We start from the raw sequence: 12,874 nt of genomic DNA, 5'->3' as shown, positions 1-12,874 counted from the left end.
AATGTCAAGTAAGTTGTTTGGTAAAATCAAATTTCTTCTAATCTTATTAGATCTTCAAAGTTTTCTCTTTTTCGTATTAGCTTTATTTCTCCATTTTTTACTGCTATTTCAGCACATCTTCCTCTAGTGTTGTAATTGCTTGACATGCTAAAGCCATATGCACCCGCACTTAAGATTGCTAGTATATCCCCATGTTCTAACTTTGGCAATAGAACATTTTTTGCTAGATAGTCGCCACTTTCACACACAGGACCTACTACATCAGTCGCACTTGTTTCTTCTAAATCTTTTAGTGCTACTACTTTATGATAAGCATTGTATAAGCTTGGTCGTATTAGATCATTCATAGCACCATCTACAATGGTAAATCTTTTATTTGAGTTATTTTTTTCATATAAAACTTGTGTTAGAAACACTCCGCTATTGCCAACTATGTACCTACCAGGCTCGCATATTATTGTTACATCTAAACCCCTTATTGAATCTAGTATCGCTTGGGCATAGTCGTATGGATTAATAGTTTCTTCATCATTATATGTAATTCCTAGCCCACCACCTATATCAAAGAATTTTATGTCAATTTTTAATGCTATTAGACTATGCGTCAGAGAAGCTATTTTTCTAGCAGATTCTTCTATTGGTTGGAGTTTTGTTAGTTGGCTTCCTATATGAAAGTGTATGCCAATTGGTTCCAAACTTTGTGAGTTTTTGGAGTGTATATACATGGCTTTTGCATCTTCAATGCTAACACCGAATTTATTTTCTTGTAGTCCAGTTGATATATATGGGTGAGTTTGTGGATCTATGTTTGGATTTACTCTAATTGAGATTCTTGCAGTTTTGTTTAGTTGTTTTGCTATTAATTCTATTCTTAGTAGCTCTTCAAAACTCTCTACATTTATAAATAAGATTCCTAAGTTTATTGCCTCTTGTATCTCTAAATCTTGTTTGCCAACACCGCTATATATTATTTTATAGCTTGGAATTCCAGCTTTTAGTGCTCTTTTTATCTCTCCAAGCGATACACAATCAGCACCACTCTCTAAAGAATGTAAATGTTTTAAAATATTCAAATTTGAGTTTGCCTTTAATGCATAGCATATTAGATTTTTTCTACCACCAAATGCTTCTTTTAGTTCGTTGTATCGTTTTGTTATCCTGTCTAAGTCATATACAAAAAGTGGAGTTTTGAATTGCTTTATTGCTTCTTTTAAAATCTGTGGTTCTAAGTTTCCATTTAATCTTGGTAGATTTTTTGCATTTGTATTTTTCATTTATCCTCCTAATTTTGTATTTTTGCTAATTGATAATACTAGTCCTATCATCACGCAACTAGCAAGCATAGAGCTTCCGCCATAGCTAAGAAATGGCACAGCAATACCTTTTATTGGGATTAGCCCTGATATACCAAAGGCATTAATCAAAAAAGAAAATCCTAAAATAACTCCAACGCCAGAGCAAAAAAGGTAATGTATTGTATTTTGACATCTATTTGCTATTTTTAAGATTCTAAAAATTAATCCCAAAAATATCAAACTTATACAAAAAAGTCCAAAGAATCCTATCTCTTCTGTGATACCTGCTAAAATCACATCAGTATGCACTTCACTTAAGAATCCTAGTTTTATAAGTCCATTTCCAATCCCCTCACCAAAGAAACCACCATGTGATATCGCATTTAGAGAATGTTGTATTTGATATGGTTCTGGTAGATTTTCAACCCTTAGCGAATCTGCTATGCTTTGTGGGAAAAATGACAAAATAATGTCTTGAGCACCAGCCCACCATGCTTTAATCCTCATAATTCTATGTGTGCTTGTAATAATGACTACTATAAAAAGCATAAAAGATAGTGATAATAAATACAAAAACAGCTTAAAAGAAGACCCAGCAAACATCATCATAATAGCTAAAGTTGTCCCAAGAAGCACTATTTGTCCTAAGTCATTTTGTAAAATTGCTATTAAATATACTGCTATTAGAAATACAAACACATAAGGAAGGAATGTTAAGAACTCTTCTTTTATATCTTTTTGTTCTTCAAGTGAAAATTTACGCGAGAAACTCCAAGCTAGAAAAACCACGAATCCTATTTTAAAGAACTCAACAGGGGCAAGTGAGAAAAATGGCAATCTAATCCATCTTTTTGCCCCACCGGCACTTGTGGCTAGACTTTCTGGTAAAAAGTGCATAATAAACATCAAAAAGATTCCGCCAAAAAATAATATAAATCCAAATTTGAGCAAGAATCTTTGTGGATTACTTTTTGCAATTAGTAGCATTATAAAAATCCCTAAAAGACCAGAGATTAGTTGTCGTATCATAAAGTGAAACTCGCTATACCCATAATATAACACTGCAAAGCTAGATAGTGAATATGAAAAAATAATGCTAATTGTAATTAATGCAACGCTAAAGAAAAATAGCGGTTTATCTGCCATTATCAACCTTTTAATTTGTAGTGCCTTAAGGGCTTTAGGGCTGAATTTTATCAAATTTTTTGGCTATAATCACCAAAATTTTTAATTTGAAAAGGGAAAAGTATGCTAAAGATTGGTAATAAAGCTAGTGTGTTTGGTGGGACTATGATTATTGCTGGGACTGCTATTGGGGCTGGTATGTTGGCTCTACCTACAATATCAGCTGGTATGTGGCTTTGGTGGTCTTTAGGTCTTTTGTATGTAACTTGGATTTTGATGTTGTTTTCTTCTCAAGCAATTTTGGAGGTAAATTTAAAATATGAACCCGGTGCAAGTTTTCATACCATAGTTAAAGATAACTTAGGCAAATTTTGGAATTTGGTAAATGGTCTTAGCGTAGCATTTGTTCTTTATATTTTGCTTTATGCTTATGTTAGTGGCGGTGGGTCTATGGTGGTGCATACTACTTCTTCTATTTTTGGATATGAGCCTCCTAAGTTTATCTCTGGGCTTTTGTTTGTTTTATTATTGACTGCTTGTGTGTGGTGGAGCACATATGTGGTTGATAGAATCTCTGCTGTGCTTATAGGCGGTATGGTTTTGACGTTTGTCTTTGCTATGAGTGGAATGATAGGGGAGATTAGACTTCCTTTGCTTTTAGATTCTAGTAATGATAGTGGAGGGTATGGAATCTTTGTTTTTGTAGCATTATCTACATACCTTACTTCATTTTGTTTTCATGCTTCAGTGCCAAGTTTGGTGAAATATTTTGGCAAGGATTTAAAGTCTATAAATAAATGTCTCGTGTATGGGACATTTATCGCACTTGTATCATATATTGTATGGATTATTGCATGTGATGGGAATATATTAAGAGATGATTTTAAAGAAGTTATTGCAAATGGTGGAAATGTAAGCAACCTAATAAGTGTTGCTAGTAGTGGTTTGAATGGTGTTTTTTTAATAAGAATGCTTGAATCTTTTGCATTTTTGGCAGTAGCTACTTCATTTTTGGGTGCTGGACTTGGGCTTTTTGATTATATGGCTGATTTGTGTGGTTTTGATGATAGTAGGCTAGGGAGGACTAAGACTATGCTTGTTACATTTTTACCTCCTATTATAGCTGGTATGATATATCCTGATGGGTTTTTATTAGCAATTGGGTGGGCTGGACTTGCTGCTACTATATGGTCTGTTATCATTCCTGCTTTATTGCTTAAGGCATCTCGTGCTAGAGATTCTAAACAAGAGCGTGTTTTGCCGGGTGGGTCTTTTAGTATATACTTTTTATTATTTTTTGGTATTGTAGTTGGCATGTGTCATATATTGTTTGTATTTGAATTGTTGCCTATGTATAAGTAATGAAAGAATTATTATCTTTATTTAACTATATACAGAAATTTGTTGTTGATAATTTTCATTCTTGTGAAATATTATTTGAATGCATACTATTAAAACAAAATAATGAATTGTTTAATGAAATTTTAGATTCAAAAGATAAGGAGATTTTAGAATCTTTTTATCTGTATATAAATAGTTTAGGTATTAAATCTAGAAGGTTGCCAGAGGGGCTAAACTGGAAAAAAATACTAAAAAGTCTTGCAAAAAATGATATAAGCATCAAAGAAATTGAAAGTTTTGTTGAATCTTTGGTATTTAAGAAAACTATTTTAAAGCTACATAATTATGCTACTCCGCTTGAGATAAGCAAGATTGCAAATGGTATTTTAAATATTAAAAGAGATGATGTAATTTATAATCCAACTTGTGGCTTTGGAACTTGGCTCTTATCTTTAGGTGATAAAGAATGCAAAGTGTATGCAAATGACATAAATCCAACCTTGATTAATATTGCTAGAATGCTCTCATACTTTGTGGGGATAAAAGTTAATTTTAGCGTGTCTGATATATTTTTAGATTCAAGCAACAATAAAGAATATGACAAGATATTTTGTCATCCTCCTATTTTAAAATCATTAAATCTCCCCCATAATGATAAAAATCTAACTATTTTTGGTAAGCATATAAAAACAATGCCAGAGTTACCATTTTTGGCACATTGTTTGAAGCATTTAAAAACAAAGGCGGTTTTTATAGTTAGAGATGTAACATTAATAAATAAAAAATTTGCCACTTATCTAACTAAAAATCATCTCTTAGAATGCGTAATTAGCCTTCCTAAAAATATTTTTCCTGCAAATAATGCGGAGTTTTCTTTGATAGTATTATCAAAGGATAATAAAAAGGTGTTTTTTATAAATGCACAAAATTACTTTATAAAAGATGGTAAATACAACAAAATAATAAGAGAGCATGATATTTTGGATTTATATCTTTCTAAGCAAGATAAAGAAGATTCAATCTTAGTTGATTATAACTCTTTAGAGAGTGATTTATCTGTTAGCGCTTATTTAAAAAGAACAAATAATGTAGATTGTATCAAACTTAAAGAATGTCTAACTATGTGCTTTAGAGGGCAGAGATTTGAAGATAGAAATGGTAAGAATCTAATATCTTGTTATGAGCTTGGGGTTAATTCTTTTGCAGAGTATGGTTTTACAGAAGAGTTGCGTGAGCATACATTAAAAGATAGTGTAATTTTAAAATATGCACTAAGAGAGCATGATATATGCTTAAGTATGCGTGGAGTATCGCCAAAAATAACAATTATAGGTTCTAGCGATAAGCCAATAGTGGCTAATACTGGTATTTTGGTTTTGAGGGCTAAGAGTAGTGAGATTGCTATTTGTTTGTATTTGTATTTTTTATCTAGTGCAGGTTATAGTAAATTATGCGAACTTTATGCAAAAAATAATGGAAGAATCACAGATAAAATAATTTTAAATTTAGAGATACCAAAAGATGTCTTAAAGGGCGATTTAAATAAGTTTCAAATGATATGTGAAGAGTATAAGAAGATTAAAGTCCATAAGAATAATATATTAGAGATTCTAAGTTAAGAATCTCTAACCTAAAATAGCATTTGCAATTATCGAGCCTATCAATGCTACAATATATGCTGTAATGCATGTAAATAAGAATAAATATACTATATATTTAAATCCACCAGCTTCTCTGCCAAAGACAACCGTTGCTGCAAGGCATGGATTGTAGATCATTATAAACAATATATATCCTATTGCGATTTTAAGTGGGATTGTTTCTTTTATTGCCTGCATTAGCCCATCGCTTGTCTCATCAACTTCACCACCTAGAGAATAAAGCACCCCCATAGTAGATATAACAACTTCTTTTGCTGCTAATCCGCTAACTAAAGCCACACTCATTTTCCAATCAAAATCAAGTGGTCTAAATATAGGTTCAATAATTTTTCCTGCTTGACCAAGATAACTATTTTCTATTAATTGCTCTTGTAATTCGAATTCTAAGGATTCTTTATCTTCTTCATTTGCTAATTCTATCTTTGAAGCATATTGTGCTTGCAATTCTTCTTGTATCGGAAATGTGCTAGCAAACCAAATTAGAACTGAAGCTGCAAAAATAAATGTTCCTGCTTTTTTTAGATACATCTTTGCCTTTGAATACACAGAAAACCATACTAAATTCCAATTTGGGATTCTGTATTTTGGCATTTCCATGACAAATGGTTCATCATCTCCTTTGAAAGCTGTCATTCTTAGAATCTTTGCCATTATTAATCCTAAGATAGCACCAAGAATGTATATGCCAAATAGCCAGTTTCCTGCTACATCAGCAGGGAAAAATGCACCAACAAAAAGCACATATACAGGCAATCTAGCACCACAACTCATAAAGTTGATTATAAATAATGTAAGTAATCTATCTTTTTTATTTTTTAGTGTTCTAGTAGCCATAAACGCAGGCACAGAACAACCAAAACCAGAGACTAAAGGTATGAAGCTCTTGCCGTGTAATCCAAATCTATGAAAGAAGCCATCTAATAAAAATGCCACACGGGACATATAGCCAGTAGTTTCAAGCAATGATATACCAAAGAATAATATAACTATATTTGGTAAAAATAAAATAACTGCTCCAACACCAGCAACAACGCCATCTGCTAATAGTGAGGCTAATAATTCGCTTTGTATATTTTCTTTTATAAAATCACTAGTTACACTAATGCAAGATTCAATAAAGTCCATAGGTGCAGCACCTAGTGTAAATGTGAGCTGAAATAAAACCCACATAAAAAATAAAAATATAGGAATCCCTATGTATTTGTTGATTAGTATTTTGTCTATCTTTTTTGTATAGCTTTCTTGTTCTGTGTTTTTGTAAGTTGTTGTCTCAGTTATTATTCCACTTACAAAGGCATGTAAATCAACTATGAAAATATCTTCTATATTTTTTGTGTCATATGACTTATATAGATTCTGTGTGGATTCTTGCAAAATAGGTAACAGTTCTATCCATATCGGCTTTTCTTTTATTAGACTATAAGTATCTTCATCTTGCTTTAGTAGGAGTATTGATAGTTCCCTGTTTGTTAGGTTTAGCTCTTTTATTGAGCTATCATTTTTTTCGTTTAAAAACTCTGTGATTTTTATTATTTCTTTTTCTATGCTATCGCTATAGATTCTTTTGTTTTGGTATTTTTCTTGTGTATGTGTTTGTATTATTAGCTCTAACAAATTATCTAGATTTTCTTTTGTTTTTGCAGATATAGCTACTACATTTACTCCAAGCAATTCTTTCATTGAATCTATTTTTATGTTAATGCCTTCATTTTGTGCTTCATCTGACATGTTTAATGCTAGAATCATTTTCTTTTGTGTTTCTAAAACTTGTCCGCTTAGGAGTAGATTTCTTTCTAAGTTTGTTGAATCTGCTACATTTACTATTACATCATAATCGCCACTTAACACAAATTCTCTAGTGATTTTCTCCTCTGGTGAGTATCCATATAAAGAATAAGTTCCCGGAAGATCTATTATTTTTATTTCATAATCTTTATATGTTGTAAATGCTTCTGCTTTTTGTATTGTTACACCGGGGAAGTTACCAACTTTCATGCTTGATTTACAAAGTGCATTTATAAGTAGGCTTTTGCCTACATTTGGTTGTCCTATTAGTGCTACTTTTATTGTTTTATCCATTTACTTTCTCCACTTCTATTCTTTTTGCCTCTTCAGATCTTAATATAATGCAACCCTTATCAAGTTCCACTAGTATTGTTGAACCCTTAAGTGAAGATTCGATTTTCTTTATTTTTTTAGATTTTAAAAATCCAAAACTAAAGAATCTATCTTTTAGTTGTCTATCTACATTTAGTGCAGTGATTATCGCAGTATCACCATTTTGTAGCATATCAATTGTCATGCCCAAACCTCCATTTGAAAATTGATATATTGTATTCCTTTAAACTTAAAAGCAATATTAAAATTTATTCTCATTTTGATGTTTCATATCGAATCTCTTATTTTGGTATGATTTTAAAAAATATTCTCAAGGTAAAAACATGGAGCTACAAAATAGTATTAATTGCTTCAATGAAGCAAAACAAGTTATAGCAGGAGGTGTAAATTCACCTGTTAGAGCTTTTAAGAGCGTTAATTCTACGCCACCTTTTATAAGGGAAGGCAAGGGGACATATTTAATAGATGAAGATGGAAACAAATATATAGACTTTGTGCAAAGTTGGGGACCGCTTATTTTTGGGCATTGTGATAGTGATATAGAATCATGCGTGATTGAGAGTGCTAAGAGAGGGTTTTCCTTTGGTGCTCCAACTACTTTAGAGACAGATTTGGCAAAAGAAATAATTTCAGTTTATGATGGTGTTGACAAGATAAGATTCGTATCAAGTGGCACAGAGGCGACAATGAGTGCCATTAGACTTGCTAGGGCTTATACTTCTAGAGATGATATTATTAAGTTTGAGGGTTGTTATCATGGACATAGTGATTGTTTGCTTGTAAAGGGTGGAAGCGGAATGGCTACCTTTGGTGCTCCTAGCTCTCCTGGCGTTCCAAATGACATAACAAAGCATACTTTAGTTGCAAAATACAATGATATAGATAGTGTCAAATCATGTATAGAATTTAGTAAAAAAAATAGTAATGGTGTAGCATGTGTGATTATTGAGCCAATAGCTGGAAATATGGGGCTTGTGCCTTCTAAGATAGAGTTTTTAAAGTCTTTAGAATCTATTTGTAAGAGTGAGGGGATTTTGCTTATTTTAGATGAGGTTATGAGCGGATTTAGAGCCTCTTTTAGCGGTTCACAGAAGTTTTATGGTATTGTGCCTGACTTAGTAACTTTTGGAAAAGTAATTGGTGGAGGTATGCCTGTTGGTGCATTTGGGGGGAGTGATGATATATTTTCTCTTCTTTCACCAAATGGTGGTGTGTATCAAGCAGGGACACTAAGTGGGAATCCTCTTGCTATGTCTGCTGGACTTGTCATGATTAGGAAGCTAAAAGAATCCCCAAAAATATACGAACGCTTAGAAGCTTTAGCGATAAGATTAACAAATGGACTAAGTGATATTTGTAAGGCTCATAATATCTCATTGCAAACTTGTGTTAGAGGAAGCATGTTTGGATTTTTCTTTAATACACATGAAGTTACAGATTTTGATACCGCTTTAAAGAGTGATGTAGATATGTTTTCTAAATTCCATAATGGAATGCTAAATAAAGGCGTGTATTTTGCTCCTTCGCAATTTGAAGCTGGGTTTATTAATGCTTGTATGAATGAAGAAATTATTGATAGCGTTTTAGAGAGAGCTAGAGAAGTAGTATTGGAGATAAAATCTAATGGACAATAAAGACATAGAATCTAAAGAAACCCCAAAGTATAAAGACGCTATTTTGGCATATTCTCACGCAACTCTTGGTATTTCTATGGTGATTGCGGTGTTAATTGGTGTTGGTATTGGATATTTTCTTGAGAATCTATTTGGATATAGATGGCTATTTTGGCTTGGGGTTGTATGGGGTGTGTGTGCTGCTATTTTAAATGTTTATAAAGCATATAAACAACAACAAAAAGAATTAAGCGAATTAGCAAAAGATCCAAAATATAGCTATAAGCAAGATTTAAAAACAGGGGAATAGTTGCTTGGAGTTTATTGTTAATTTTATATTTGGTTTTTTTAGTTTTTGTTTTATTGTGCTTGTTGTGTTTTTTGTCCAAGCAAATAGTATTAAGAAAATACTTAATAATGCAAATAAAGAAGAGCTTGAATCTCTGCAGAATATCTATGTTGATAAATATGAAGATAAAGAAGAAGATGAGATTAATTTTAATAAAAAATGGAATGAAGATATAGGAAAGGTAAGTGTAGAGATTCCTAAAAAGTCTAAGTTTTTTAGTAGTATTAATTTATCGTCTATTAAAAATGGATTTAAGATATTTTTTATTCCGCTTAGAATCTTGGCATATATTTTATTTGTTGTTGGATTTTTTATCTTGCTTAGGAATGATTATTTAAATCTGGTTGGATTATTTAGTGGGGTGCTTGTGGCTAATGTTTTTGTAGTTTTTGTATTGGCTCTAAAGAATAGAGCCAATTAGATTATAGCCTTGATTCATATCGTCTTAGCATATATAAGCGTTTTAGCATTTTCTTTCTAGCACTTATTTTTTGCTTTTTTCGCTTTTCAGTCATAGGTTCAAAGAATCTTCTAGCTCTGCTTTCAGTAACAACCAAATTTCTATCTGTTTGCTTTTTGAATTTTCTATAAGCATCATCAAAAGATTCATTTTCTCTAGTCTTAATACCAGGCATAAAATCACCACCTTTTTTAAAAATTAAGCTTTGATTCTAGCGTAAAAACATGAAAATTTAATTAAAAGTAGAATTTGTTATAATTTTAAATTAAAAATAGTTTGGAAAAGGTTAAGATGATAGGGTATCTAATAGGCTTGGATACTAAACTTCACAAAGGGCTGATAGAACAAGCATACAATAAGCGAAAATTTGCTTTTAGTTTAGATGTTTGGCAAGGAGATTTTAGGGATATTGTGCCAAATTTAGAAGTAGAATTTGAGCTATCTGATAAAAAGGAGGTAACTCTAGTAAAGCCTAAAACAACTGAAGCAACAGACTATATAATAAGACAAACAAAGAGTATTAGAGATTGCATTTATGATTTTTTTGGTGGTGTTGAAAACTTGATGCAAACATACAAAAAAGACATAAATTCCGGTAAGAATCTTGATTTTTTAAGGATAAAGAGATTCTTGCTTACTGCTTATAATGATTTATTTGAGCTTGATAGCACTATTTCTAATACTGCACTTACTACATTAAAATCAGAGCTTGTAAAACTAGGTAGAGAATATGAATCTTTTGCTAAAAAATCATCTCACCCACCACAATATTCTTATGAAAAGATATTTTTAGCAAAACAAATAGAATATGTAAAAAATGAAGAAGCAATCTCATCTACTAAAAGTATTATCGCAAGTGGAAGTGTGCAACAAGCTTCAATGGCATCGACTTTAAAAAATATGGAAGAACAATTTGTAGCAAGGAGAGATAATGGTAGTGCAGGATATTTACATGCACAGATGAATCTTAAGCACTTCAGAAAGCGTTATGTTGATTTACTACATTACTTGCAACAACAAAAAGAAAAGCTAGAAAAAATTACACAAGCTGGAAAGGATTTTGAAGAAAAATATTTTGATGAGTTTCTTAGAAGCTATGTTCCACTAATTGCTGAACTTAAATCTGATTTTATAAAGCTATTAAATTCTAAGGCTTATGATTTGGATGCTTTATTGTGGCAGAGAGCCAAGAAGAGTTTGAGTGTTAGGAGATTCTTTATTGAAGCAGGAATTACAGGCACTTATAGCTCAAAGACATTTTTAAAATACTTCTTAAGAAGTCTTGATGAAAGTAAGATTCGACATGAAACAAAAGAACTTTTTGAATTATTGAAGTATTTAGAGACATTTTCTAAGAAAAATATATTGTTAATTCAACAAGACCAAGATGATAGTAAAAGATACATGGAGTATTTGGAGCATTTTGACAAGGACTTAAATGTAGTATCTTCAAATAATCCTAAAAGCAGTCTTTCTCTTTTGAAGTCTAATAATTTCAATATAATCGTAATGGAGTGGGAAGTAAATGGTATGAAGGCTACGAATTATGTTCAATTATATACCAAATTACAGAAGCTTGAAGGTAGAGAAGTTGCGTTTTTTTGCGTTATGGTGCCAAATAAACTATCTGATAAAGAAATGCAAGAGGCAAAAGAGTGTGGTGTGCAATACTTTATACCAAACAACAACATAGATCAGTTTATAGACATGATGAGAATGATTTTGTAAAATATGATAAAAGGTTAAAATTTTGCTACAATTATGGTTTATGTTGCGTTATAACTTTGTGTTTGGAGTGCTGTGAAATATGACTTTTAATAGGCTATTAGATGAGATTCATAATTATGAGGTTGGCAAACCAATAGAATTGGTTGTCAGAGAATTTGGAATTGAGCCTAGTAGCATAATAAAATTAGCTTCAAATGAAAATCCACTAGGTCCAAGCCAGTTAGCACTTAATGCAGTAAAGGAATCCATAAGTAATCTTAACCTATATCCTGATGACTCTGCATATGATTTAAAATTAGCCCTATCACAACACTATCAAATATCTGCAAATAATCTAATTTTAGGCTCTGGTAGCGATCAAATAATCGAGTTTTGTATGCATGTAAAATCATATCCTAACTCAAAAGCATTAATGGCTAAGACTACCTTTGCTATGTATGAGATATATGCTAAGACTTTTGGTGTTGAGACTATACGCACAAGTAGTGATTTTCATAACTTAGATGAGTTTTATAGTGAGTATCAAAGGCATAAGCCAAGCATGATATTCCTATGCACTCCAAATAATCCGCTAGGAGAATGCTTAAACAAAGAAGATGTATTTAGATTCTTAGATAGGATAGATAGCGATACTTTAGTTGTGATAGATGGTGCTTATCAAGAATATGCTTTATATTTTGATGACAAAAAAGGCATAAACCCTAAAGAGTTAATAGAAAAATATTCTAATGTAATATATTTAGGGACATTTTCTAAGGTTTATGCACTAGCTGGTTTAAGAATTGGATATGGAATTGCAAGAGATGAAATAATTAATGCTTTAAACAAAGTTAGGCCACCATTTAATATAAATAGTCTTGCATTAGTTGCAGCAAAGGAATCTTTACAAGATAAGATATATTTGGATAAGAGTTTGCAACTAGTAAAAGAACAAATGCCACTTTATTGTGAGTTTGCAAAAAGTCATAATATAAAATATTTGCCTTCTTTTGCTAATTTTATAACTTTTATACTAGATGATATGGCTGATAGCTCAAAAGTATGTAAGTATCTCTTAGAGCAGGGTATAATTATAAGAGATTTAAAATCATACAATTTAAATGCTATTAGAATAACAATAGGCACTAAGTCTCAAAATGAGAGATTCTTTGAAGTTTTTAGCAGATTTTTAGAGCAATTATAGG

General features: G+C 31.6%; 12 protein-coding genes. 7 read left to right on the top strand and 5 right to left on the bottom strand.

The genetic code is table 11. The features are described from left to right. Positions 1–26 precede the first annotated feature (26 nt). Together lysA and PF021_RS04595 are read right to left on the bottom strand one after the other, a co-directional pair. Positions 27–1,274 (bottom strand): diaminopimelate decarboxylase, encoded by a 1,248-nt coding sequence (lysA, locus tag PF021_RS04600; protein ID WP_271021246.1) that lies wholly within the window; start codon positions 1,272–1,274, stop codon positions 27–29. Further along, positions 1,275–2,441 (bottom strand): peptidoglycan glycosyltransferase FtsW, encoded by a 1,167-nt coding sequence (locus tag PF021_RS04595; RefSeq protein WP_271021245.1) that lies wholly within the window; start codon positions 2,439–2,441, stop codon positions 1,275–1,277. Positions 2,442–2,543: 102 nt separating this feature from the next. On the opposite strand from PF021_RS04595, the gene PF021_RS04590 reads away from it, so the two are divergent. Next, entirely contained in the window at positions 2,544–3,782 is a 1,239-nt protein-coding gene (locus tag PF021_RS04590) for an aromatic amino acid transport family protein (RefSeq protein ID WP_271021244.1), read from the top strand. Next, complete coding sequence (locus PF021_RS04585) at positions 3,782–5,380, top strand: N-6 DNA methylase (RefSeq protein ID WP_271021243.1); 1,599 nt, start codon at positions 3,782–3,784, stop codon at positions 5,378–5,380. Before PF021_RS04590 ends, PF021_RS04585 begins: the two co-directional genes overlap by 1 nt. A gap of 6 nt (positions 5,381–5,386) precedes the next feature. Here the strand turns inward: PF021_RS04585 and feoB are convergent, their stop codons facing one another. Together feoB and PF021_RS04575 are read right to left on the bottom strand one after the other, a co-directional pair. Then, positions 5,387–7,501 (bottom strand): ferrous iron transport protein B, encoded by a 2,115-nt coding sequence (gene feoB / locus PF021_RS04580; protein WP_271021242.1) that lies wholly within the window; start codon positions 7,499–7,501, stop codon positions 5,387–5,389. Next, a complete protein-coding gene (locus PF021_RS04575; protein WP_271021240.1) occupies positions 7,494–7,724 on the bottom strand; it encodes a FeoA family protein in 231 nt (76 codons plus the stop codon). Before PF021_RS04575 ends, feoB begins: the two co-directional genes overlap by 8 nt. Before the next feature lie 139 nt (positions 7,725–7,863). On the opposite strand from PF021_RS04575, the gene hemL reads away from it, so the two are divergent. Genes hemL through PF021_RS04560 form a run of 3 tightly spaced genes read left to right on the top strand, consistent with a single transcriptional unit; the run spans position 7,864 to position 9,923 of the window. After that, the gene (gene hemL, locus PF021_RS04570; RefSeq protein WP_271021239.1) at positions 7,864–9,174 is read left to right on the top strand and encodes a glutamate-1-semialdehyde 2,1-aminomutase; all 1,311 of its coding nucleotides are present in this window, start codon (positions 7,864–7,866) and stop codon (positions 9,172–9,174) included. After that, positions 9,164–9,463, top strand: coding sequence for an AtpZ/AtpI family protein (locus tag PF021_RS04565; protein ID WP_271021238.1), 300 nt, complete (start codon positions 9,164–9,166; stop codon positions 9,461–9,463). Before hemL ends, PF021_RS04565 begins: the two co-directional genes overlap by 11 nt. 4 nt (positions 9,464–9,467) lie before the next feature. Further along, the gene (locus tag PF021_RS04560) at positions 9,468–9,923 is read left to right on the top strand and encodes a hypothetical protein (protein ID WP_271021236.1); all 456 of its coding nucleotides are present in this window, start codon (positions 9,468–9,470) and stop codon (positions 9,921–9,923) included. Between the two features lies 1 nt (position 9,924). On the opposite strand, the gene rpsU is transcribed toward PF021_RS04560, so the two are convergent. Beyond that, on the bottom strand, positions 9,925–10,137 hold the full coding sequence (gene rpsU, locus PF021_RS04555) for a 30S ribosomal protein S21 (protein WP_271021235.1): 213 nt from the start codon (positions 10,135–10,137) through the stop codon (positions 9,925–9,927). Positions 10,138–10,253: 116 nt separating this feature from the next. Here rpsU and PF021_RS04550 point away from each other — a divergent pair, with 116 nt between their 5' ends. Together PF021_RS04550 and hisC are read left to right on the top strand one after the other, a co-directional pair. After that, positions 10,254–11,690, top strand: a complete 1,437-nt coding sequence (locus PF021_RS04550) for a hypothetical protein (RefSeq protein ID WP_271021234.1) — start codon at positions 10,254–10,256, stop codon at positions 11,688–11,690. A 79-nt stretch (positions 11,691–11,769) separates the two neighbouring features. Continuing rightward, positions 11,770–12,873 (top strand): histidinol-phosphate transaminase, encoded by a 1,104-nt coding sequence (gene hisC, locus PF021_RS04545; RefSeq protein WP_271021233.1) that lies wholly within the window; start codon positions 11,770–11,772, stop codon positions 12,871–12,873. Position 12,874 lies beyond the last annotated feature (1 nt).

The organism is Helicobacter ibis (genome assembly GCF_027859255.1).
Taxonomy (GTDB): Bacteria; Campylobacterota; Campylobacteria; order Campylobacterales; family Helicobacteraceae; genus Helicobacter_D; species Helicobacter_D ibis.
The sequence above is the reverse complement of the archived record's forward strand: the minus strand, read 5'-3'. Positions and strand labels throughout refer to the sequence as shown.

What these genes read in the sequence shown, in the direction of transcription:
- hisC (WP_271021233.1), top strand. Translation starts at nt 11,770, where the DNA reads ATGACTTTTAATAGGCTATTAGATGAGATTCATAATTATGAGGTTGGC.
- PF021_RS04550 (WP_271021234.1), top strand. Translation starts at nt 10,254, where the DNA reads ATGATAGGGTATCTAATAGGCTTGGATACTAAACTTCACAAAGGGCTG.
- PF021_RS04590 (WP_271021244.1), top strand. Translation starts at nt 2,544, where the DNA reads ATGCTAAAGATTGGTAATAAAGCTAGTGTGTTTGGTGGGACTATGATT.
- rpsU (WP_271021235.1), bottom strand. Translation starts at nt 10,137, where the DNA reads ATGCCTGGTATTAAGACTAGAGAAAATGAATCTTTTGATGATGCTTAT.
- hemL (WP_271021239.1), top strand. Translation starts at nt 7,864, where the DNA reads ATGGAGCTACAAAATAGTATTAATTGCTTCAATGAAGCAAAACAAGTT.
- feoB (WP_271021242.1), bottom strand. Translation starts at nt 7,501, where the DNA reads ATGGATAAAACAATAAAAGTAGCACTAATAGGACAACCAAATGTAGGC.
- PF021_RS04565 (WP_271021238.1), top strand. Translation starts at nt 9,164, where the DNA reads ATGGACAATAAAGACATAGAATCTAAAGAAACCCCAAAGTATAAAGAC.
- PF021_RS04575 (WP_271021240.1), bottom strand. Translation starts at nt 7,724, where the DNA reads ATGACAATTGATATGCTACAAAATGGTGATACTGCGATAATCACTGCA.
- PF021_RS04595 (WP_271021245.1), bottom strand. Translation starts at nt 2,441, where the DNA reads ATGGCAGATAAACCGCTATTTTTCTTTAGCGTTGCATTAATTACAATT.
- lysA (WP_271021246.1), bottom strand. Translation starts at nt 1,274, where the DNA reads ATGAAAAATACAAATGCAAAAAATCTACCAAGATTAAATGGAAACTTA.
- PF021_RS04585 (WP_271021243.1), top strand. Translation starts at nt 3,782, where the DNA reads ATGAAAGAATTATTATCTTTATTTAACTATATACAGAAATTTGTTGTT.